Here is a 20,922-nt window from a genome sequence, read left to right as displayed (position 1 = left end):
ATGTATTCAGAGAGTGTTGCAGAGGAACACGCGCCTCTGTCACTCCGGACGGCCCACCGGCTTCAGCGGATCCGCCGCGCGGCCCGCCAGAGCCGCCAGAGCCGGCGCCAGCGGGACATGTCGACGGGCGTGTTCAGCGGGTCGTAGCCCGGCCGGTCCATCGCCGCGAGGTAGGGCTCCACGAGGGCGACCGGCAGGAAGGCGGCCTGCGCGGCCGGCGAGATCGTAGGCCGGGCCGCCTCGTAGGCCGCGAGATGCCGGCGGGCGAGCGCCCGCAGGTCCCGGGCCGCGCCGGCGAGGCCGGGGCCGCCGCGGCCGGTGACGATGTCCTCGCGGGTGACCCCGTGTTCGCGCAGGATGTCGGCCGGCAGGTAGACCTGACCCGCGCGCGCGTGCCAGGGCAGCGCCCGAAGAAGGCCGGTGATGCCGTAGGCGACTCCGGCATGGCCGGCCGCCGCCGCGCCGCCGGGCTCCGCCCCGTCGCTGAGGACGAGGCTCGCGAGGCGGAACAGGGAGGAGGCTGTCTCGCCGCAATAGCCCTCGAGGTCGTTCACCCGGGGCATCGGGTCGTCGTAGAGGTCGAAGACGCGGGCATCGATCAGGTCGACGAAGGGCTGGCGGCCGAGCCGGCGCCGGACGATGGCGTCCTCCAGGGCTGCCGCGACGGGGTTGGCGCGCACGTCGCCGCGCGCCTCGCCCTGGAGCGCGTCGCGCCACCATTGCAGGCGGATCTCGCCGGCCATCGGGTTCGAGGCCGCCTCGCGCACGCGGGCGATCGTCAGGCTGAAGGCGTAGAGGGCGAAGAGGTGGGGCCGCTCCTGCGCCGGGGCGAACAGGGTCGCGAAGTAGCGGTCCGCATCACCCTCCCGCACCAGGGCCTCGCAGTGCTGGAAGGCGAAGGGGAGCCCGTTGCCGGTGCTGGTGCTGGTATCGGTCTCGCTCACGCAATCCCGCTCATGCGACGGCGATCAGGGCGGCGGCGACCTTGCGGTTCTCCGCCACGAGGATGTTGTAGGTGCGGGCGGCCGCACCCGTCTGCATCACGTCGAGGCCGATGCCGTTCTCCTTGAGCCAGGCGCGCAAGGGGGCCGGCAACGGCACGATGTCCAAGCCGGTGCCGACGAGGAGAAGGTCGATCGCTCCCGCCTCCGCCTGGACCGGGCGCAGGGCGTCGCGGCCGATCGTCGAGGCCTCCGTCACCTCCCAGGCGCGGACGCCGGAGGGCAGCGCCAGGATCGAGCCGCGATGGCTCATCTCCGCGAAGCGGAATCCGCCGCCGCCATAGGCGTCGATCAGGTGGCGTCCGGGGACGAATCCGTCGTTGAGACGGCGGGGCTCGCTCATCCGGCGCGCCCGTCCCTACTCCGCCGCCTGGGCGAGGTCGGCCCGGTCTCGGGCCTGGGCACGGGTGCCCGACAGCATCAGCCCGAGATAGATCAGCACCGGCGTCGAGATGAAGATCGCCGAGTAGGTGCAGATCACGACGCCGCACAGCATCACCACCGCGAAGCCCTTGATCGCCTCGCCGCCGAACAGGACCAGCGCCAGGAGCGACAGGGCGGTGGAGATCGAGGTCATCACCGTGCGCGACATGGTGGAGTTGATCGAGAGGTTCAGGAGCTCGACCGTCGGAATCGTCTTGTAGCGGCGCATCAGCTCGCGGGTCCGGTCGAACACCACGACCGTCTCGTTGAGGGAATAGCCGACGATGGTCAGGATCGCCGCGATCGAGGTCATGTTGAACTCGATGCGGGTGAGGATGAAGATGCCGACGGTGAGCACGATGTCGTGCAGCGTGCCGACGATGGCGCCGAGCGCCAGTTCCCGCTCGAAGCGGAACCAGAGGTAGAGCAGCACCGCGACGACCGAGAGGACGACGCCGAGCGTGCCCGATTGCACGAGCTCGCCCGAGACGCGGGGGCCCACCGTCTCCGTGCGGCGGAACTCGTAATCCGCGTCGAAGGCGGCGTGCGCCTTCTGCATCACCTGGGTCTGGCCCTGCTCGCCGGCCTGAAGGGGGAAGCGCACCAGGATGTTGCCCTGGCCGCCGAGCTCCTGCACCTCCGACTCGCCGAAGCCGAAGCCGTTGGCGGTGTGGCGCACCGCGGCGACGTCCGCCGTGCCGGATTTCGCCTGCAGCTCGACGAGGGTGCCGCCCTTGAAGTCGATGCCGAAGTTCAGCCCGATCGTGAGGAACAGGACGACGGTCGCCACCGACATCAGCGCCGAGAGCGGGAAGCTGAAGCGCCGGTAGCGCATGAAGTCGAAGTGCGACTCGTCGGGCCAGAGGCGGAGCAGACGCATGATCGGTCTCGGGTTCTGGGCCGGTGCCGCTCGGGGAAGCGGCTCCTGGCCCGTCAATCTTGAGGTCGGCCGGCGCGCCGTCGCGAGCGGCGCGGCCAAGGAGCCGACGGCGAAGGCCCCGCCGTCAGAACGGCAGGGCTTTCGGGCGGAACGTAGTGTACCACACGGCGATCATCATGCGGGTCAGCGTCACCGCCGTGATGACCGTGGTGAGGATGCCGAGGATGAAGACCACGGCGAAGCCCTTCACCGGACCCGAGCCGAGGAAGAACAGGATCAGCGCCGCGATCGCCATGGTCGAGTTCGAGTCGATGATCGTGGCGAAGGCCCGGTCGAAGCCGGCCTGGAGCGCCGAGATCAGGGAGCGCCCGGCCCGCGACTCCTCCCGCATGCGCTCGTAGATGAGCACGTTCGAGTCGACGGCCGTGCCGATGGTGAGCACGATGCCGGCGATGCCCGGCAGCGTCATCGTCGCCTCGAGCACCGACATCAGGCCGAGGATGAGGCCGACATGGACGATGAGGGCGATGTTCGCGATGAAACCGAAGGTCCCGTAGGTCAGGAACATGAAGCCGATCACGAGGACGGCCGCGACGAGCGTCGCGAGCTTGCCGGCCTCGATCGAGTCGCGCCCGAGGCCGGGACCGACGACGCGGCGCTCGACCACGGTGAACTTCGCGGGCAGCGCGCCGGCGCGCAGCAGCACGGAGAGGTCGTTGGCCTGCTGAACCGTGAAATTGCCGGTGATCTGGCCGTTGCCGCCGGTGATGGCGGAGCGGATCACGGGGGCCGAGACCACCTCGTTGTCGAGCACGATCGCCATGCGCCGACCGACATTCTCCGAGGTCGCCTGCCCGAAGCGCTGCGCGCCCTTCAGGTTGAACTTGAAGCTCACCATCGGCTCATGCGTCTGCTGGTCGAAGGCGGGCTGCGCGTCGGTGAGGTCGCCGCCATCGGCCATGACGCGGCGCTCCACGGGCACCTTGGCGCCCTTCTCGTCCTTCGAGGGCAGGAGGTCGACGTCGCCGGACGGGCTGTCGGCGAGCATCCGGAACTCGAGCTTGGCGGTGGAGCCGAGGAGCTTCTCGAGCCGCTCCGGATTCTGCTCGCCCGGCACCTGGATCAGGATTCGGTCGGCGCCCTGCTGCTGAATCGAGGGCTCGGTCGTGCCGGTCGAGTCGAGGCGGCGGCGGATGACCTCGATGCCCTGGCTCACGGCGCGGCGGGTGCGCTCGTTGACGCCGGCATCGGTGAGGGTGAGGCGGATCGGCCCGTCGGGCTGGTCGACGATCTCGACGGTGCGCCCGCCGGTCTGGCCGACGAGGGGGTTCGAGATCGGCTGCGACAGTTCCTGGAGCTTCGGCAGCACCTTGGCGCGGGCCGCCGCGTCGGGCACGCGCAGCTGAACGCCGCGCTGCAGGAGCTGGATGCCGCCCTCGGCGCGGACCGATTCCTGCTGCAGGATGCGGCGCACGTCGTCGCGGAGCGCCTTGGCCTGGGAGGCGATCAGCTCGTTCTGGTCGACCTCGAGCAGGAGCTGCGAGCCGCCCTGGAGATCGAGGCCGAGCACGATCGCCCGCTGCGGGATGATCCAGCTCGGGAACCAGCCCGGCAGCGCGGCCATGAACGCCTTGCGGCTGTCGGCCGGGAAGAAGCTCGGCACGGCCAGGCTCAGGCCGATCAGGATGACGGCGAGCGTCGCGATGATCTTGGTTCGGGAGAAGCGCAACATCCGCCGGTCCTGCTGTGTCGTTTGCGTGCCGGGGATGGGATCAGGCCGGCACCGTGAGCGGCGCTCAGGCCGCCTTGACGGGGCCGCCCTTGACGCGGACCTCGGAGATCATGGACCGCACGACCTTGACGCGGACGTTCGGCGCGATCTCGACCTCGATCTCGGACGACTCGTCCGTCACCTTGACGACGCGGCCGACGAGACCGCCATTCGTGACGATGGTGTCGTCGCGGCGCACGTTCTTGACCATGGACTGATGGTCCCGGACCCGCTTCTGCTGCGGCCGCAGGATCAGGAAGTACATGATCACGAAGATGAGGACGAACGGCACCAGCTGGAAGGCGATGTCCGCCCCACTGGAAGCGGTGCCGGCCCCTTGCGCGAAGGCGGGGGTGATCAAGCGCGTGACTCCTCAAAAAGCGTCGGCTGCCCGACGGCCTGCTGGGCCTGCCCGGGCCGGGCCGAAAAGCGCGCGGACTATAGCCACGGCCTAAGTGAAAGCAACGCCGTATGGGTGAGGCGAATCGGACTTCCCCGGCCGCGGCCGCGCCAATGACGGAACTTCCGTCGCGCGGGGGCGGTGATTTCCAGCCTCGATCCTCCTAAACAGCGGCCCATCCTTCCCGAAACAGGCGCGAAGCGGCGTTTCCCATGACGAGCCCCACGACCCTCGACACGCTCCTGCCGCTCCTGGAGCGGATCGCGACGGCGCTGGAGCGCGCCGCCCCCCGCGAGCCCGCCCCCCCGGACCTCGGCGCGGCCGACGCGTTCCTGTGGGGACCGGAGCGTCGGCTGATCCCGGTGCCGCGGGTCAACCGCGTCGAGATGGGCCTGCTCACCGGGATCGACCGCGCCCGCGACACGCTGGCCGAGAACACGGAGCGCTTCGCCCGGGGCCTGCCCGCCAACAACGCGCTCCTGTGGGGCGCGCGCGGCATGGGCAAGTCGTCCCTCGTCAAGGCGGTGCACGCGGAGACGAACGCGAAGGCCCCCGAGGGCGCGCTGCCGATGAAGCTCGTCGAGATCCACCGGGAGGACATCGAGGCGCTGCCCGACCTGATGGCGACGCTGCGGGCCGACCCGCACCGCTGGATCGTGTTCTGCGACGACCTCTCCTTCGACGCCGACGACACTTCCTACAAGTCGTTGAAGACGGCGCTCGACGGCGGCATCGAGGGGCGGCCTGAGAACGTGCTGTTCTACGCCACCTCCAACCGGCGGCATCTCCTCGCGCGCGAGATGGTCGAGAACGAGCGCTCGACCGCCATCAATCCCGGCGAGGCGGTGGAGGAGAAGGTCTCCCTGTCCGATCGGTTCGGCCTCTGGCTCGGCTTCCACAAGTGCAGCCAGGACGAGTACCTCGCCATGATCCGCGCCTACGTGGAGCGCTACGGCCTGACGGCCGAGCCCGAGCGGGTCCGGGCGGAAGCCCTCGAATGGGCCGTGACCCGCGGCTCGCGCTCCGGCCGCACCGCCTTCCAGTTCATCCAGGACCTCGCCGGGCGGCTCGGCCAGCGCCTCGGCTGAGGCCCGGAACGCGAAGGGGCGGCCCCGGCGGGACCGCCCCTTCGCGATTCTGCGTCCGAGACGGCCCGCGTCAGTTGCTGGCGAGCTGCGACATCGGATCGATGGGCGAGCCGCCCTTGCGGATCTCGAAGTGGAGCTGGGGCGAGGTGACGTTGCCCGAGGCGCCCGACTTGGCGATCGTCTGGCCGCGCTTCACCTTCTCGCCGGGCTTCACGTCGATCTCGCCGTTATGGGCGTAGGCCGAGACGTAGCCGTTCGTGTGGCGCACCAGCACGAGCTTGCCGTAGCCCTTCACGTCGGAGCCGGCATAGGCGACCGTGCCGTCCTCGGCGGCCTTCACCGCCGTGCCCTCGGGCACCGCGATATTGATGCCCTCATTGCCGCTGGAGCCGTAGCCCGCGATCACCCGGCCCTTGGCCGGCCAGCGGAAGGATTGGTCGGGCGCGGCCGCGGCAACCGAACCCGTCGCGGACGGCTCCGTCTTCTCGGGGGCCGGAGCGGGCTTGGCGGCCGCGACCTTGGCGGCCTTCTCCGCTTCCTTCGCCTCCTTCGCCTCCTTCGCCTCCTTCGCGGCCTTCTCGGCGCCTTCCTTGGCGGCCTTGGCCTCGGCGAGCTTCCTGGCCGCATCCCGCGCGGCCTCGATCTTCGCCTTCGCGGCGGCCTCCGCCTTCGGATCGGGCTTCATCTCAGCCTTCACCTCAGCCTTCACCTCAGCCTTCGGCTCGACCTTCGCGGTCTGGCCGGGGCGAACGTGCTTCTTCGCCGCTTCCTTCTGGGCGGCCTCCTTGCGGGCCTTCTCCTCGGCGAGCTTGCGGGCCTCGGCCTCCTTGCGCTCCGTCTCGCGCTTGGCTTCGAGCTTGGCCTCGGCCAGCTTCTCGGCCCGGCGCTTCGCGTCCTTGTCGGCCTGCAGCTTCTCCGCCTGGGCCTTCTCGGCCTGCGCCTTGGTGTCCGCGGCCTTGGCGTCCGTGGCCTTGTCGGCGGGCTTCGGGCCCTTCGAGAATTGCAGGCGCTCCTGCGGCGCGGCCGGCACGGTGCGGGCCGTCATCGCGTCGGGGTTCATGCCGGAGGCGGTGTAGACCGGGATCACGATCTGGCGGCCCGGCGTCACCTGCGCGGCGCTGGTCAGGCCATTGGCCGAGAGGATGGCCGAGGCCGGTACGCCGTAACGGGTCGACATCTGGTTCAGGCTGTCGCCCTGCGCGACGGTGATCCGGGTGCCGCCCTGCGCGTTCCAGCCGGCGGCGCCGGTCGCCGCGACTCGGGTGCTCTGGGCTGGGGGCTGCGCCGGCCGCGAGAGGGCGGGCCGCGGCGCGGCCGGGCTGAGAGGCGCGCTCGCCGGGGCGCCGAGCGCCTCGGACTGGATGCGGCCCGTGCGGATCGCGGGAGCGGGCGCCGCCTCGTTCTCGGGCAGGCTGCCCGTGGCGGAGGGCTCGCTCGACAGGTTCGAGGCGAACGGATTGACGAAGGGATCCCCGAGCCGCGAGGCGTCCGAGGAACAGGCGGCAGCGCCGCCACCGATCACTCCGATGAGGGCGAAGCGCGACAGCGTCCGCATCCCCCGACCAGCCCCGCGAACCCGCATCGACGCACCCGTTTGCCTGACGCAACTTGATGCCGTCATTCAAATCGGATTCAGGTTAAGCAACCGTTCCCGTTCACCCTGTTTCGCGAGGTGACGGAACCTTTGCCGACCCTTGGGTTGCAATCCGGGCACAGCGGGCGGAGAGGGGCCTCGCGAGAGCCCTTCGGCCCCGTCCGGACGCCGAGGTACGGTTCCAACGGAGCTCTCGGAGCCTGAGAGGGGGCCGTCTCAGGCGTGCGCGGCGCGTCCCGGTTGCAGGGGCACGAGGCGCAGGGGCGCTCCGAGGGATTCGGACACCCCCTCCTCCCCCCGCAGCACCGTGACGAGACGGCCGATCCCGCCCCGGCCCGTCGCGGCGAGGCCGGCGACGAGCCGGCCGCCGGGCGCCAGCGCCGCGATCAAGCCCTCCGGCAGGCTCGGCACCGAGCCGTTGATCAGGATGCGGTCGTAAGCCCCTTCCCCCATCGCCGTGAGTCCGTCGCCCCGCAGGACGCGCAGGCCCTCTCCCGGCCCCAGCCGCTCGCGGGCGGCGGCCGCGAGGCCGGCATAGAGTTCGAGGCTCGTCACGGCGGCGGCGCCGAGCTGCAGCAGCAGGGCGGTGGCGTAGCCGGAGCCGGTGCCGATCTCCAGCACCCGCTGGCCCGGCGCGAGGTTGAGCGCGACCAGCATGGCCGCGACCGTCGTCGGCGCCGTCATGGTGGCGCCGCAGGGCAGCGGCAGGGCGAGGTCACGCCGGGCCAGCTCCCGGTGGGCCGCCGGTGCGAAGCGCTCCCGGGGCACGCGCTCCATCGCGCGCAGGATTCCCGTGTCGCGAACGCCCCGCTCCCGCAGGGCCAGCACGAAGGCGGCGTTCTCGACGGGGCTACCGGCGTCGTCGGGAAGGGATGTCGGATCGGCGCTCGTCACCGGGGCAGGCTCGCACGGAAGCGACGGTCAGAGCCAGTGGCGGGGAGCGTGAAAGGCGCCGCTTCGCGTTCCGGCTACTCGGCGAAGGCCTGCGCGAAGCGCGTGAGCGTCGGCTCGTCCGTCAGGTCGAGGCGCAGCGGGGTCACCGAGATCCGGTTCTCGGCGATGGCCTTGAGGTCGGTGCCGCGGCCGGGCTCGAAGCGGGCCTTGGCGAAGGCGAGCCAGAAATAGGGGTTGCCGCGCCCGTCCATGCGCGCGTCGATGGCCAGCAGGGCTTGGTTGCGCTGCCCCTGCGCCGCCACGGCGATCCCCACGACCTCCTCCGGCTCGCAATCGGGGAAGTTCACATTGACGAGGATGCCGGGCTCGATGCCGGTCTCCAGGATCTTCGCGATCACCGTCGGCCCGTGATGGGCCGCGCAATGCCACTTGATCGCCCCGCGCCCGCCCACGCCGTAGGCCTGGCTCAGCGCGATCGACCTCACGTTCAGGATCGTGCCCTCCATCGCGCCCGCGATCGTGCCCGAATAGGTCACGTCCTCCGCGACGTTCTGGCCCCGGTTGACGCCCGAGAGGACGAGGTCGGGCCCCCGCTCCTGCAGGATGTGACGCACGCCCATGATCACGCAGTCGGACGGCGTGCCTTTCACGGCGAAGCGCTTCTCGGAGACCTGGCGCAGGCGCAGGGGATCGTTGAGCGAGAGCGAGTGCGAGACGCCGGACTGGTCGGTCTCCGGCGCCACCACCCAGACGTCGTCGGAGAGGTGGCGGGCGATGGTCTCCAGCGTCTCCAGCCCCGGCGCGTGGATGCCGTCGTCGTTCGTGACGAGAATGCGCATCAGATCTTCGGTCCCTCGATCCGGTTGAGGCCGCCCATATAGGGCTGGAGCGCGGACGGGATCGTGACGCTGCCGTCCGGGTTCTGGTAGTTCTCCATGACGGCGATGAGTGCGCGGCCGACCGCGACGCCCGAGCCGTTCAGGGTGTGGAGATAAACGGGCTTGCCGTCCTTCGGGCGATAGCGCGCGTTCATCCGCCGCGCCTGGAAATCGCCGCAGACGGAGCAGGAGGAGATCTCGCGGTAGGTTTCCTGGCCGGGCATCCAGACCTCGATGTCGTAGGTCTTCTGCGATGCAAATCCCATGTCGCCCGTGCACAGGGTCATGACCCGGAAGGGCAGTTCGAGCGCCTTCAGCACGGCCTCGGCGCAGGCGAGCATGCGCTCGTGCTCCTCGGCCGACTTTTCGGGTGCCGTGATCGAGACGAGCTCGACCTTGTTGAACTGGTGCTGGCGCAGCATGCCGCGGGTGTCGCGCCCCGCCGCACCGGCCTCCGCCCGGAAGCAGGGCGTGAGGGCGGTGAAGCGCAGCGGCAACTCGTCCTCGGACAGGATACTCTCGCGCACGAGGTTGGTCAGGGGGACTTCCGCCGTGGGAATCAGCCAGTAGCCGTCGCCCGCCGCGAATTGGTCGTCTCGGAATTTCGGCAATTGCGCCGTGCCGAACATCGCCTCGTCGCGCACGAGGATCGGTGGCGCCACCTCGGTGTAGCCGTGCTCCTCCGTGTGCAGGTTCAGCATGAACTGGCCGAGGGCGCGTTCCAGCCGCGCGAGTTGACCCTTCAGCACCACGAAACGGGAGCCGGAGAGTCTGGCGGCCGCCTCGAAATCCATCAGCCCGGCGGCCTCGCCGATCTCGAAATGCTGACGGCCCCTCTCCAGCCAAGGATGGGTCGGCTCGAAGCGGCGGTACTCGACGTTGCCGTGCTCGTCCGCCCCCTCCGGAACATCCGCCTTCGGCCGGTTCGGGATCGCGGCGAGGCGCTCGTCGAGCGCCGTGGCGGCCTGCGCTTGCGCCGCGTCGAGGGCAGGCGCCTCCTCCTTGAGCCGGGCCACCTCCGCCATCAGCTCCTGCGCCCGCGCCTCGTCCCGCGCCTTCTTGGCCGCGCCGATCTCCTTGGCGAGCGCATTGCGCCGCTCCTGGTTTCCCTGCGCCGCCGAGACGGCGCCGCGGCGGGCCTCGTCGAGCGCGATCAACTCGGCGGAGAGGGGCGGGAGCCCGCGCCGCTGCAGGTCGTGATCGAACGCGGACGGGTTCTCGCGGATGGCGCGGATGTCGTGCATGGGACGGCTCTGATCCTGGGCGCAGACGCTTTGCAGCATCGCTCCCCGCGGGACAAGGCCGGAGGCGCATCGACGAACCGGGCCTGCCGCCGAGCGGAAGGCCGACCAGGATGCGCCCTAAGGCTCCAGCCCCTCGGCGATGCGGCGCGCCGCGCGCAGCTTCTCCATGCGGGAGACCGACAGGACCGAGGCCTCGTAGAGCAGCAGCATCGGGATCGCGAGGGAGAGCTGCGAGATCACGTCGGGCGGGGTCAGGATCGCCGCAGCCACGAAGACGAGGACGATGGCGTAGCGGCGCTTCTCCCTCAGGAAGGCCGAGTCGATCACGCCGATCTGGCCGAGCAGCGTCAGGATCACGGGCAGCTGGAAGGCGATGCCGAAGGCGAAGATCAGGGTCATGATCAGCGAGAGGTACTCGTCGACCTTCGGCAGGAGCGCGATCGTCGGCTCGCCGGCCACGCCGACCTGCTGCAGGCTCACCGAGAACTTGATGAGCAGCGGCATGGCGAGGAAGAACACCACCAGCGCGCCGAGAACGAAGAAGATCGGCGTCGCGACAAGGTAGGGCAGGAAGGCCTTGCGCTCGTTGCGGTAGAGGCCGGGCGCCACGAAGGCGTAGATCTGCGTCGCGATCACCGGGAAGGCGAGGAAGGCCGCCCCGAACACCGAGAGCTTGATGTTGGTGAAGACCTGCTCGAGGAAGTGCGTCGCGATGAGCTTCGCGTTCTCCGCGCCGACCACCGAGACGTAGGGGTGGACGAGGATGTTGTAGATGTCCTTCGCGAAGAAGAAGCACCCGAAGAACATCACCACGAACGCGACGAGCGACTTGATCAGCCGCGAGCGCAGCTCGATCAGGTGCTCGATGAGCGGGGCCCGCGAGGCCTCGATCTCGGCCTCATCCGCCTCGTTGATCATGGCTCAGGCGCCCGGCGGTCTGGCGGGTTGATCGGAAGCGAGCGGATCGACGGCCGAGGCGTCCGGCAGCGGAGGACGCGGCACGTCGTAGCTGCCCCCCTGGCCGCCATATCCCGTCTCCGCCCGCAATTGCGCGGTCGCCTCAGCGAGGGTGCCCGAACCGGGCTGCGGTGCAGTGCGTCCCTCGCGGGCCTCGATCGCACCTTTGAGCTCGTCGCGGATCGTCTGGACCGGGTTGAAGCCCTGCGTGCCGGACCCGACCGTGCGCTTGATCCCATCGACCTCGCGGCGCACCTCGTCGAGCTCGGCCTCGCGGATCGCCTCGTTGAACTGCATCTGGAACTCGCCGGCCATGCGGCGCAGCTTGCCCGTGATCTGCCCGACGGTGCGCAAGGCCTTCGGCAGGTCCTTCGGCCCGATCACGATGAGGGCGACGCCGCCGATCAGCATCACCTCGCCCCAACTCATGTCCAGCATGTCGTCGACGTTCCTGGGCTCCCGCGAGCCGTACAGTCCCGGGCAGGGCGGACGGGACCCGGCGCGGCGCGGGAAGAGCCCTTACACCAACGCGGCTTGCGTGCCAGCCGCTCCGGGCAACACCCTCAGACGGTCTTGTCGCGGGCGGGCAGGTGGCTCGCCGGGATCGCCGTGCCGGGGCTCGGCTCGCTCGCGGGCTGGCCGGCGTGCGGAATCGTGCGGACGGGTTCGTTCGCGGAGACCGGCGGGGCCTGGGCCGGCGTGCCCTGGGGCGGCGCCTCGTCGTCCGCCATGCCCTTCTTGAACGCCTTGATGCCCTTGGCGACGTCGCCCATCAGGTCCGAGATCTTGCCGCGGCCGAACAGCAGCATCACGATCGCGGCGACGATGATCCAGTGCCAGATACTCATGCTGCCCATGGCAACCTCCTGCGCCGCGAGCCGCTGCCGGGCGACGCCGTCCTACGTGGTCGGGTTGGCGCGAAACTAAGGATCGCACCCCGCGAACACAAGGCGTCCGCGGCCTTCCGTCCAAGAGGCCGGATGCGCGAGCTCAGGCCGCGGCGGAGAGTCCCGCCTCGAAGCGGGCCCGGGCCTCGCGGACGTCGAAGCCGTCGCTCTCGGGCCGCAGCCGGGCAAGCGCGGCCTCGGCCCGGCGCAGGGCGTCCCCGGAGAGCTCGGGCGACTCTTCGGCCACGGCCTCCATCTCCGCCTGGTCGCCGTTGCAGTGGAGGGCGACGTCGATGCCGGCCGCGAAGGCAGCCTCGGCGCGGGTCCGGAACGGGCCGGTCAGCGCGTGCATCGAGAGATCGTCGGTCATCAGCAGGCCGTCGAAGCCGATCGCGCCGCGGATGATCTCGCGCACCACGATCGGCGATTGCGTCGCGGGCCGTTCGGGATCGAGCGCCGTGAAGACGACGTGCGCGCTCATGGCGAGCGGCAGGTCGGCGAGCGTGCGGAAGGGCTGGAAATCCTGGGCGGCGAGGCTGTCGCGGGAGGCTCCGACGACGGGCAGCCCATGGTGGCTGTCGCAGGCGGCGCGGCCGTGGCCGGGGATGTGCTTCATCACCGGCAGCACGCCGCCCGCCATCAGGCCCTCGGCGACCGCCCGGCCGATCTCGGCGACGGCGGACGGGCTCGTGCCGTAGGCGCGGTCGCCGATGATGTCGTGGCTGCCCTCCACCGGCACGTCGAGCACCGGGGCGCAATCGACGTTGATGCCGACGCTGGCAAGATCGTGCGCCATCAGGCGCGCGCCGAGCCGAGCCATGGCGGCGGCCGAACCGTCGAGGCGGCCGAAGCGCCGCCCGGCCGGGTAGGCGGGCCAGTGGGGCGGGCCCATCCGTTGCACGCGCCCCCCCTCCTGATCGATCAGGATGGGTGCGTCCTCCCGCTCGACGGCCGCGCGCAGCGCCCCGGTCAGGGCCCGCACCTCGTCGGGCGTGCCGATGTTGCGCTTGAACAGGATGAAGCCCCAGGGCCGGACCGCCCGGAAGAAATCGGCTTCCTCCGGAGCGAGGGTCCGGCCGGCGCAACCGAGGATGAGTGCACGGGAGGTCATCGGGTTTCAGGCTCGCGGAGGGCTCTGCGGCGAATCGCGGGATCAGCGTCGGGCGGGCTCTCGGCCCGCGACAAGGCGAAATCGGGGAGACCGGCGGGGTTCCGGGCGAGCGGCACCCCACTGTTGCATCCGGGTATCGGACGCGTTCCGGACGATGTGGCTCGGACCCGGCAGAGTGCCGGGCCCGCTCAGCCCGCCCTCAGTTCTTGGCGACGAAGCACTGGCCGCCTGCGGCCTGCAGCTGGCTGCAGAGGCTCGTCGCCTCGTTCTTGCCGAGCGGCCCGACGCGCACGCGCCAGATCGTCTTGCCGTTCACCTCGGCCTGCCGGATCAGTTCGGGCTGGCCGGCAAGCTGGGCGTACTTGCCCTGCATCTGCCGGAAGGCGGTTTGCGCCTCGGCGGCGCTGGTGCGCACCCCGAGCTGCACCGAGAATCCGCCGACGGGAGCGGCGGTGGTGGCCGCCGTCGTGGTCGGAGCCTCGACGGGAGCCGCCGTCTCCGGAGCCACCGAGGCGACCCGCTGGGGCGCCTTGGGTCGCGTCGGCGCGGGCGCCGCCACGACGGGCGTGCTCTCGGCCGCCGGGGGCGGTGCGGTGGGCGTGGGGGCCGGCGTCGGCAGCGCGGACGCCTGACGGGAGGGACGCGGCCTGGCGGGGGCCGCTTCCTCGGAGCCCGGCAGGGTCATGGTCGGGATCACGGAGGGCGTCGCCGTCTCGGCCGCGGCCGCCTCGCGCTGGGCGGGCGGCGGGGGCGGCGTGTCCGGCTTGACCGAGACCGTGCGGACGCGGCGCGGCTCGCCGAAGGCGTCCGTGAGGCCGCCCGGGGTCGTGCCGGACTCGCTCGTGCCCTGCCCGCCCTGCGAGAGACCGGAAGCGCCCTGCGCCGCCCGCGCGGCCTGGGCCACGTCGAGGGGCTGCTCCTCGCGGTTGACGATGCGGATCTGGCCGTCCTTGGCCTTGGGCTCGTAGATCTGCTTGTTCTGGTCCGGGATCTCGACGCCGTCCGCGGTCTTCGGCGCAATCTTGAGGGGGGCCGTGTCGGCCTGGATGAGGGGCACGCCGCCGCCGATCCGGCCGGAATGCAGGCTGCGCCACGTCAGCGCACCCGTGACCGAGATCGCGACGACCGCGATGCCGGCGCCGACCGAGACGAGGCGCCGCCGCCGCGGGGCCCGCTTCAGGGCGCGTCCGCCATAGGCGGCCTCGGCCTCCATTCCCGAATCATCCGTCTCGTGCCCGTCGTAGCCGGGCCCGGCCGGGTATTCGCGGTCGACGGTGGCAAGGTACTGGTCGAAGGCGTCGGCCGGGCTCGTTCCTTGCGCCGCCGCGGAATGGGCGGAGGCCTGATGGGCCGGCACCTGCTCCGTGACGAAGCTCGGCTCGACGCGCCGGGCCGGCACGCTCTCGCCGCCGCGGCGGCCGTCGCGAGCCTCCAACAGCGCCCGGAAGGGGTCGTCCTGGCCCACGATGCGGGCAAGCTCGGCCAGCGGGTCGGACTTCGTCTCAGGTCGCGATTCGATCCGCGGCTCGGCCCAGCCGCCACCCGGAACCGCCGTCGGGCGCGGGTGACTCGGCTGAGGGTGCTGCAGGTCGCGCGCGAAGGCCTCGAAATCGATCTGCGCCCGCGATGCGTTGGTCATGGCAGCATCCTCATCTAACGCCGACTCACCTCACCGCATTTCGCTCGGCGCGGTGACACCCAGGATGGCGAGACCGGAGGCGAGAACGCCTCGGACGGCCTCGACGAGGGCCAACCTCGCCCGTGTGGACTTTCGGTCGGTTGGATTAACAAACCGTAATTGCGGCAAGTCTTTGCCCTTGTTCCAGAAACTATGAAGCGAACTTGCGACTTCGTAGAGATGGAAGGCGATCCGGTGCGGCTCGTGGGCCATGGCGGCTGATTCGAGCACCCGCGGAACTTGCGCGACGAGGCGCATCATCTCCCCCTCCCCGGCATCGGCAAGGACGGAAAGATCCGCCTGCGCAAGGGCTTGCGCCGACAGATCCTCGTCCGGCATCGCCTCGCGCGCCTGCCGGAAGACCGAGTGGCAGCGGGCATGCGCGTACTGCACGTAGAAAACGGGATTGTCCTTGGATTGCTCCACGACCTTGGCGAGGTCGAAATCGAGCGTCGCGTCGTTCTTGCGGTAGAGCATCATGAAGCGGATCGCGTCGCGCCCGACCTCGTCGATCACCTCCCGCAGGGTGATGAACTCGCCCGCCCGCTTGGACATCTTCACGGGCTCGCCCGCCCGCAGCAGCCGCACGAGCTGGCAGAGCTTCACGTCGAGGCTCGCCTCCCCGCCCGTGACCGCCGTGACCGCCGCCTGCATGCGCTTGACGTAGCCGCCGTGGTCGGCGCCGAGCACGTCGATCATGTCGGTGGCGCCGCGCAGGAACTTGTCCCGGTGATAGGCGATGTCGGAGGCGAAGTAGGTGAAGGAGCCGTCCGACTTGAGGAGCGGCCGGTCGGTGTCGTCCCCGAACTCCCGGGTGCGGAACAGGGTCTGCTCCCGGTCCTCCCAATCCTCCGGCACCTGCCCCTTCGGCGGTGGCAGGCGGCCCTCGTAGACGAGGCCGCGGGCGCGCAGGTCGGCGAGCAGCGCCGAGACCGACCCCGCCCCCTCGCCGTGAAGCGTCCGCTCGGAGAAGAACACGTCGTGGTGGATGCCGATCGCGGCGAGGTCCGCCCGGATCATGTCCATCATCATGGCGATCGCGGTCTCGCGGACGAGGGGCAGCCATTCCGCCTCGGGCTTGCCGAGCAGCGCGCGTCCGTGCTCGCGCGCGAGCGCCGCGCCGACAGGCTTGAGGTAGTCGCCCGGGTAGAGCCCTTCGGGCACCGGGCCCACCTCCTCGCCGAGCGCCTCGCGGTAGCGCAGGAAGGCGGAGCGGGCGAGCACGTCGACCTGCGCGCCCGCGTCGTTGATGTAGTACTCGCGCGTGACGTCGCGGCCGGCCGCCACGAGGAGGTTCGCGAGCGCGTCGCCGAACACCGCGCCGCGACCGTGCCCGACATGCATCGGTCCGGTGGGGTTGGCCGAGACGTACTCGATGTTGACCTTGCCGCCCGGCAACTCGGCGCGCACGTACCTCTCCGGGGCGGCCAGCACGGACCGCACCACGTCGTGGAAGACGGACGGGTCGAGGCGCAGGTTGATGAAGCCGGGGCCCGCCACCCCGGCCTCGACGACGCGCGGATCCGAGCGCAGCTCGGCCGCCAGCGCCTCGCCGAGCGCCTTCGGGTTCGTCCGCGCCTCCTTGGCGAGCACGAGGGCGGCGTTGGTGGCGAGGTCGCCGTGGCTCGGGTCCCGCGGCGGCTCGACGACGACGCGCGAGAGGTCGAGACCCGCCGGGAGCTGCCCGGCGCGGGTGAGGCTCTCGAGGGCCTCGCGCACCCGCGCCTCGAAGATCGCAAAGATGTTCATGTCTCGAAACGCCCGCTCGCGCGGCCGCGGTGTCGGGGACGCCGCGGCCGAAGGTTCAGGCCGGCCGCATAGCAAGGGGGGCGGGTGGTGTCACGGACGGGGGCTCACATCCACCCCGCGAGTTCCGCCCGCATCCCATCCGGCAGCGGCACCGGCCGGCGGGTCTCGCGATCGACGTAGACGTGCACGAAATGTCCCTGCGCCGAGGCGCGCTCCTCGTCCTCGCGGAAGAGCGCGATCTCGTAGCGCACGCTGGAGCGGCCGAGATGGGCGACCCGCAGGCCCGCCGTGATCCGGTCGGGGAAGGCGACGCCCGAGAAGTAGCGGCAGCCCGTCTCGACCACGAGGCCGATGACGGAGCTCTTCGCGATGTCGAGCACGCCGGCCTCGATCAGGCAGCCGTTCACCGCCGTGTCGAAGAAGGCGTAATAGACGACATTGTTGACGTGTCCGTAGACGTCGTTGTCGCCCCAGCGCGTTCCGAGGGCGATCTGGCGGGGATAGGCGTCCCGGGTCTCGGGCGCGGGGCGTGCGGGCTCGCCCACCCTCACGGCTCCGCCAGCGGAAGGCCGCGGCTCTCCGGGCTCCAGTGCAGGTCCGGCGTTTCCGGGAAGAGCTTCCGGTGGGCGAGCACCGCGTAGGTGTCGGTCATGCCGGCGATGTAGTCGGCGATCCGGCGGCGCACCCGCCCCTCCTCCGCTCCCGCGAGACCCGCGCTCCACTCCTCGGGCATGCGGGCGGGGTCGGCGCAGAAGGCCGCGAACAGGTCGGCGACGATCTGCGCGGCGCGGGCGCGTACCGCCATCACGCCGGGATGCCGGTACATGCGCGCGTAGAGGAAGCGCTTGATGGCGGCGTCGGCCTCGGCGATCGGCTCCGAGAAGGCGATGACGGGCGCGCCCGCGCCCCGGATGTCGGCGACGCTCGCGGGGGCGAGGGCCTCCAGGCGGCGTCCGCTCTCCGCGATGACGTCCTCGACGAAGCGCGTGATGACGCGGCGGGCGAGTTCGTGCACGCGCCGCGAGGTTTCGAGCCCCGGGTGCAACCGCTCGATCTCGTCGAGAAGACCCTTCAGGAAGGGCACCTCGGCGAGGTCGGCGAGGTCGAACAGGCCGGCGCGAAGGCCGTCGTCGAGGTCGTGGCTGTCGTAGGCGATGTCGTCGGCCAGCGCGGCGCCCTGCGCTTCCGGCCCGGCGAAGCGCGACAGTTCCAAGTCGTTGACGGAATTGTACTCGAGGATCGCGGCCGGGATGCCGGCGGCGGCGTAGCGCGGGGTCGGGCGGCCGTCCGGAGTCAGCAGCGGGCCGTTGTGCTTGACGAGGCCCTCCAGCGTCTCCCAGGCGAGGTTCAGGCCGTCAAAGCCCGCGTAGCGCCGCTCCAGCCGCGTCACGATGCGCAGGGCCTGGGCATTGTGATCGAAGCCGCCGTGCTCGGCCATGCAGGCGTCGAGGGCGTCCTCGCCCGTGTGGCCGAAGCAGGTGTGGCCGAGGTCGTGCGAGAGGGCCAAAGCCTCCGCCAGATCCTCGTCGAGGCCGAGCGCGCGGGCGAGCGCCCGGGCGATCTGGCTCACCTCCAGGGTGTGCGTGAGCCGGGTGCGGTAATGGTCGCCCTCGTGGTGCACGAAGACCTGCGTCTTGTGCTTCAGGCGCCGGAAGGCGGTGGAGTGGACGATGCGGTCCCGGTCGCGCTGGAAATCGCTGCGGGTCGGCGAGGCGGCTTCCGCGATCAGGCGGCCCCGGCACGCGGCCGGGTCCGTGGCGTAGGGCGCGCGCCAGCGCTCTCCGTTCTGCCGCAAGGCCGCTCCTCACACATCCGGGATCCGGCCGGCCGCGTTGCGGCGACGGGATCATGCCCATATCTTGTGGCCGGGCGCCCGTCTGGCAATCCGCTGCCGCCCGTGTCCCCAGGCGATCCGGGCCGAGACGTCCGGGCGTCGCCACGAGATTCGCGAGCAACCATGGCCGAGATCACCCTGACGCCCCGCGCCGCCAAGCGCATCAACGAGATCATGGGCGCCGAGCCTCCCGGCTCGTCGCTGCGCATCAGCGTGAATGGCGGCGGCTGCTCCGGCTTCTCCTACGCCTTCGACGTGGCCCAGGGCCGAGAGACCGATGACATCGTGATCGAGCGGGACGGCGCGACCGTGCTCGTCGATGCGGTGTCGCTCGAGTACATGGCGGGCTCGACCATCGACTTCGTCAACGACCTGATCGGCCAGTCCTTCAAGATCGAGAACCCGCAGGCGACCGCCTCCTGCGGCTGCGGCACCTCCTTCTCGCTCTGATCGTCGTTGCGCCGGAACGACAGGTGACGGCGGGCCATCCGTCCGCAGCGGGCGGGGCGTCGGGCCCCGATTGCCTCGCCCGGCATTCTGCGGCACGGATGCGCCTCGACGTTTTCCACAAGCCTTGAGACCCGCGCCTCCGTCAGCGATCCGGACAAGCCCATGACCCACGTGACAGGCCGCGCCCGCCTCGGCCGGGCCGCCCGCGCCTCCGTCTGCGCCCTCGCCCTCCTCTCCCCCGCGCCGCTCGCCGTCCCGCAGGCGGCATGGGCGCAGGAGGCCGCCTCCGCAGTCCAGGACGTGACGCTGCAGGACGTCGTCCTGCCGTTCGGGTCCACGGTGCTGACGATGCCGCGCATCACGGTGAGCGGCACCCGGCTCTCGAAGGACGATCTCCTGGCGATCCTGAAGGCCGATTCGCCCGAGCCCTGGGCCACGCGCCTCGCCCGCCTCGACGCGGCGAGCCTGACGATACCGGAATTGCGCTCGGTCCATGCGGGGCCCGGGGCCTCGCGCCAGACCGTTGTCTACCGCGACGTCGCGGCCCGCGACGTGCGGGCGGGCAAGGCGGCCGAACTCTCGGCGGCCGGCGCCGCCGTGACGGTCGCGGGCGGCCCCGAGACGGGCTCGGGCACCTACGGCCGCATCGGTGCCACCGACATCGACCTCGCCGCCCTGGCCCGGCTCTACGCCGTCGCGGGCGACGGCAAGGGGCCGGTGCAGCGGGTCTACGCGTCCGTCTCCATCGCCGACGTGGTCTACACCGACGATCGCGGCACCACCGTGAAGCTCGCCCGCGTCGAGGGGCGCGACCTCGGCGGCCGCCAGATTCCCGGCGGCTGGACCGGCGCCCTCGACGCCTTCGCGGGGCTCGACCTCGACAAGGCGAGCCCGGCGGACCGCGCCAGGGTCACGGCGGCGGCCGCCGACCTCGTCGAGGCCGTCTCGGTCGGCGGCTTGGAGGCGCGCGGGCTCAGCATCAGCGAGAGCAAGTCTGCGGAGCCCCTCCTCCTCGAGATCGGCCGCATGGCCTATGCGGGCCAGGGTCCCGAGGCGGGGATGAACCTCGAGGACCTCGCCTTCGCGCAGAAGGGCGTGCGCTCGCGCGTCGGCAAGCTCACCCTCACCGGATTCTCTCTGGCGCCGACGGTCGAGGCCCTGCGCCGTCTCTCGGACCCGAAGGCCGAGGCCACGGACGACGCGTTGCGCCGCCTCACCCCGGTGATCGGCACGCTCGCGATGCAGGACATCAGCCTCGACCTGCCCCCCGAGGCCGGCAAGGCCGCACCCGCTCCCGCTCCGAAGGCGCCGGCCCGCGATTCCGCGGGCGATCCCTTCGAGAACGCGGCGCGCCAAGCGCTCGGAGCGAAGCCCCCGTCGGTCAAGTCCGCACCGGCCGAGACGCCGCTCCACGTGGGCCTGCGCAACGCCGCCATCACCTTCGGGCCGCCACGGGACGGGGTGCCGACCGCGAGCCGCCTCAGCCTGACCGGCCTGACGCTTCCGGCCTCGACGGTGGCCGGCGTGCCCGGGCTCGGCTCGCTCACGGCCTACGGCTACCAGGATCTCGACCTCAACGTCGTCGCCGATACGGCCTGGGACGAGGGTCGGCGGGAGCTCTCCGTGCGCGAGGTCTCGGTCTCGGGCAAGGACATGGGCACGCTGCGCCTCACGGGCACGCTCGGCGGGATCGGGCCGGAGATCTTCGATCCGGACGCGGGCGTCTCGGGCCTCGCCATGCTCTCCGCCACCGCCAAGGCGCTCGATCTCACGATCGAGAATACGGGCCTGTTCGAGCGCTTCATCAACGCCCAGTCGAAGGTGCTGAGCCTCAAGCCCGACGAACTGCGCCAGGAATACGTGACCGCCAGCGTGCTCGGCGTGCCCGTCATCCTCGGCAACTCGCCGGCCGCCAAGGCGATCGGTGCCGCGATGGGCCAGTTCGTGACGAAGCCCGGCCGTCTCTCGGTGACCGCCAAGGCGAAGGACGGCACGGGCGTGGGGGTGGCCGATTTCAGCACGGCCGGTTCCCCCGGCGCGGTGCTCGACAAGCTCGACGTCGACGCCAGGGCGAACTGAGAAA

The 20,922-nt window shown here is 71.2% G+C and carries 20 protein-coding genes; 3 read left to right on the top strand and 17 right to left on the bottom strand.

What is annotated here, in order from left to right:
* Positions 1–62: 62 nt before the first annotated feature.
* The 5 genes from J2X36_RS15605 to yajC all read right to left on the bottom strand — a co-directional run bounded on the left by J2X36_RS15605 (position 63) and on the right by yajC (position 4,436).
* The gene (locus tag J2X36_RS15605) at positions 63–944 is read right to left on the bottom strand and encodes a phytoene/squalene synthase family protein (RefSeq protein ID WP_310351277.1); all 882 of its coding nucleotides are present in this window, start codon (positions 942–944) and stop codon (positions 63–65) included.
* Positions 945–954: 10 nt separating this feature from the next.
* Entirely contained in the window at positions 955–1,344 is a 390-nt protein-coding gene (locus J2X36_RS15600; protein WP_132251359.1) for an Mth938-like domain-containing protein, read from the bottom strand.
* A gap of 15 nt (positions 1,345–1,359) precedes the next feature.
* Positions 1,360–2,304: a protein translocase subunit SecF gene (gene secF, locus J2X36_RS15595; protein WP_132251361.1), complete on the bottom strand. Its 945-nt coding sequence runs from the start codon at positions 2,302–2,304 to the stop codon at positions 1,360–1,362.
* A 124-nt stretch (positions 2,305–2,428) separates the two neighbouring features.
* Positions 2,429–4,036: a protein translocase subunit SecD gene (secD, locus tag J2X36_RS15590; RefSeq protein ID WP_132251363.1), complete on the bottom strand. Its 1,608-nt coding sequence runs from the start codon at positions 4,034–4,036 to the stop codon at positions 2,429–2,431.
* 64 nt (positions 4,037–4,100) lie between these two features.
* Positions 4,101–4,436: a preprotein translocase subunit YajC gene (gene yajC, locus J2X36_RS15585; RefSeq protein ID WP_132251365.1), complete on the bottom strand. Its 336-nt coding sequence runs from the start codon at positions 4,434–4,436 to the stop codon at positions 4,101–4,103.
* Positions 4,437–4,687: 251 nt separating this feature from the next.
* Here yajC and J2X36_RS15580 point away from each other — a divergent pair, with 251 nt between their 5' ends.
* Positions 4,688–5,563 carry an ATP-binding protein gene (locus J2X36_RS15580; RefSeq protein ID WP_132251367.1) on the top strand — a complete coding sequence of 292 codons (876 nt, stop codon included), beginning with the start codon at positions 4,688–4,690 and terminating at the stop codon, positions 5,561–5,563.
* 70 nt (positions 5,564–5,633) lie between these two features.
* Here J2X36_RS15580 and J2X36_RS15575 read toward each other — a convergent pair whose 3' ends face one another.
* The 12 genes from J2X36_RS15575 to J2X36_RS15520 form a co-directional block, all read right to left on the bottom strand.
* Positions 5,634–7,118: a peptidoglycan DD-metalloendopeptidase family protein gene (locus tag J2X36_RS15575; protein WP_405029796.1), complete on the bottom strand. Its 1,485-nt coding sequence runs from the start codon at positions 7,116–7,118 to the stop codon at positions 5,634–5,636.
* Positions 7,119–7,373: 255 nt separating this feature from the next.
* Positions 7,374–8,051, bottom strand: coding sequence for an rRNA adenine N-6-methyltransferase family protein (locus tag J2X36_RS15570; RefSeq protein WP_310351264.1), 678 nt, complete (start codon positions 8,049–8,051; stop codon positions 7,374–7,376).
* Positions 8,052–8,125: 74 nt separating this feature from the next.
* Positions 8,126–8,890 carry a 5'/3'-nucleotidase SurE gene (gene surE / locus J2X36_RS15565; protein WP_132251373.1) on the bottom strand — a complete coding sequence of 255 codons (765 nt, stop codon included), beginning with the start codon at positions 8,888–8,890 and terminating at the stop codon, positions 8,126–8,128.
* Positions 8,890–10,173 carry a serine--tRNA ligase gene (gene serS, locus J2X36_RS15560; RefSeq protein ID WP_310351259.1) on the bottom strand — a complete coding sequence of 428 codons (1,284 nt, stop codon included), beginning with the start codon at positions 10,171–10,173 and terminating at the stop codon, positions 8,890–8,892. The genes surE and serS overlap by 1 nt, the downstream gene beginning before the upstream one ends.
* A gap of 117 nt (positions 10,174–10,290) precedes the next feature.
* On the bottom strand, positions 10,291–11,091 hold the full coding sequence (tatC, locus tag J2X36_RS15555; protein ID WP_132251377.1) for a twin-arginine translocase subunit TatC: 801 nt from the start codon (positions 11,089–11,091) through the stop codon (positions 10,291–10,293).
* A 3-nt stretch (positions 11,092–11,094) separates the two neighbouring features.
* Positions 11,095–11,568, bottom strand: coding sequence for a Sec-independent protein translocase protein TatB (gene tatB, locus J2X36_RS15550; RefSeq protein WP_310351256.1), 474 nt, complete (start codon positions 11,566–11,568; stop codon positions 11,095–11,097).
* Between the two features lie 125 nt (positions 11,569–11,693).
* A complete protein-coding gene (locus tag J2X36_RS15545; protein ID WP_132251381.1) occupies positions 11,694–11,987 on the bottom strand; it encodes a twin-arginine translocase TatA/TatE family subunit in 294 nt (97 codons plus the stop codon).
* Between the two features lie 133 nt (positions 11,988–12,120).
* The gene (nagZ, locus tag J2X36_RS15540) at positions 12,121–13,128 is read right to left on the bottom strand and encodes a beta-N-acetylhexosaminidase (protein WP_310351250.1); all 1,008 of its coding nucleotides are present in this window, start codon (positions 13,126–13,128) and stop codon (positions 12,121–12,123) included.
* 199 nt (positions 13,129–13,327) lie between these two features.
* Entirely contained in the window at positions 13,328–14,767 is a 1,440-nt protein-coding gene (locus J2X36_RS15535) for an SPOR domain-containing protein (RefSeq protein WP_310351248.1), read from the bottom strand.
* A 30-nt stretch (positions 14,768–14,797) separates the two neighbouring features.
* Positions 14,798–16,555, bottom strand: coding sequence for an arginine--tRNA ligase (gene argS / locus J2X36_RS15530; RefSeq protein ID WP_310351241.1), 1,758 nt, complete (start codon positions 16,553–16,555; stop codon positions 14,798–14,800).
* Positions 16,556–16,659: 104 nt separating this feature from the next.
* Positions 16,660–17,100 carry a thioesterase family protein gene (locus J2X36_RS15525; RefSeq protein ID WP_310351238.1) on the bottom strand — a complete coding sequence of 147 codons (441 nt, stop codon included), beginning with the start codon at positions 17,098–17,100 and terminating at the stop codon, positions 16,660–16,662.
* A 2-nt stretch (positions 17,101–17,102) separates the two neighbouring features.
* Entirely contained in the window at positions 17,103–18,350 is a 1,248-nt protein-coding gene (locus J2X36_RS15520; RefSeq protein WP_310351236.1) for a deoxyguanosinetriphosphate triphosphohydrolase, read from the bottom strand.
* A 162-nt stretch (positions 18,351–18,512) separates the two neighbouring features.
* On the opposite strand from J2X36_RS15520, the gene J2X36_RS15515 reads away from it, so the two are divergent.
* Both J2X36_RS15515 and J2X36_RS15510 read left to right on the top strand, forming a co-directional pair.
* On the top strand, positions 18,513–18,839 hold the full coding sequence (locus J2X36_RS15515; protein ID WP_132251394.1) for an iron-sulfur cluster assembly accessory protein: 327 nt from the start codon (positions 18,513–18,515) through the stop codon (positions 18,837–18,839).
* Between the two features lie 162 nt (positions 18,840–19,001).
* Positions 19,002–20,918, top strand: a complete 1,917-nt coding sequence (locus tag J2X36_RS15510) for a hypothetical protein (RefSeq protein WP_310351232.1) — start codon at positions 19,002–19,004, stop codon at positions 20,916–20,918.
* The last annotated feature ends 4 nt before the right edge of the window (positions 20,919–20,922 follow it).

Origin of the sequence: Methylobacterium sp. BE186 (genome assembly GCF_031457035.1) — a bacterium.
In the GTDB taxonomy this organism is placed as follows: Bacteria; Pseudomonadota; Alphaproteobacteria; order Rhizobiales; family Beijerinckiaceae; genus Methylobacterium; species Methylobacterium segetis.
Note: the sequence above shows the minus strand (reverse complement) of the source record. Positions and strands in the feature narration are given on the sequence as shown.

Excerpts from the sequence above, each read along its gene's own strand:
- J2X36_RS15600 (WP_132251359.1), bottom strand. The coding sequence starts at position 1,344 with ATGAGCGAGCCCCGCCGTCTCAACGACGGATTCGTCCCCGGACGCCAC.
- secF (WP_132251361.1), bottom strand. The coding sequence starts at position 2,304 with ATGCGTCTGCTCCGCCTCTGGCCCGACGAGTCGCACTTCGACTTCATG.
- secD (WP_132251363.1), bottom strand. The coding sequence starts at position 4,036 with ATGTTGCGCTTCTCCCGAACCAAGATCATCGCGACGCTCGCCGTCATC.
- J2X36_RS15580 (WP_132251367.1), top strand. The coding sequence starts at position 4,688 with ATGACGAGCCCCACGACCCTCGACACGCTCCTGCCGCTCCTGGAGCGG.
- J2X36_RS15575 (WP_405029796.1), bottom strand. The coding sequence starts at position 7,118 with ATGCGGACGCTGTCGCGCTTCGCCCTCATCGGAGTGATCGGTGGCGGC.
- surE (WP_132251373.1), bottom strand. The coding sequence starts at position 8,890 with ATGCGCATTCTCGTCACGAACGACGACGGCATCCACGCGCCGGGGCTG.
- serS (WP_310351259.1), bottom strand. The coding sequence starts at position 10,173 with ATGCACGACATCCGCGCCATCCGCGAGAACCCGTCCGCGTTCGATCAC.
- tatC (WP_132251377.1), bottom strand. The coding sequence starts at position 11,091 with ATGATCAACGAGGCGGATGAGGCCGAGATCGAGGCCTCGCGGGCCCCG.
- tatB (WP_310351256.1), bottom strand. The coding sequence starts at position 11,568 with ATGCTGGACATGAGTTGGGGCGAGGTGATGCTGATCGGCGGCGTCGCC.
- J2X36_RS15545 (WP_132251381.1), bottom strand. The coding sequence starts at position 11,987 with ATGGGCAGCATGAGTATCTGGCACTGGATCATCGTCGCCGCGATCGTG.
- nagZ (WP_310351250.1), bottom strand. The coding sequence starts at position 13,128 with ATGACCTCCCGTGCACTCATCCTCGGTTGCGCCGGCCGGACCCTCGCT.
- J2X36_RS15535 (WP_310351248.1), bottom strand. The coding sequence starts at position 14,767 with ATGACCAACGCATCGCGGGCGCAGATCGATTTCGAGGCCTTCGCGCGC.
- argS (WP_310351241.1), bottom strand. The coding sequence starts at position 16,555 with ATGAACATCTTTGCGATCTTCGAGGCGCGGGTGCGCGAGGCCCTCGAG.
- J2X36_RS15515 (WP_132251394.1), top strand. The coding sequence starts at position 18,513 with ATGGCCGAGATCACCCTGACGCCCCGCGCCGCCAAGCGCATCAACGAG.
- J2X36_RS15510 (WP_310351232.1), top strand. The coding sequence starts at position 19,002 with ATGACCCACGTGACAGGCCGCGCCCGCCTCGGCCGGGCCGCCCGCGCC.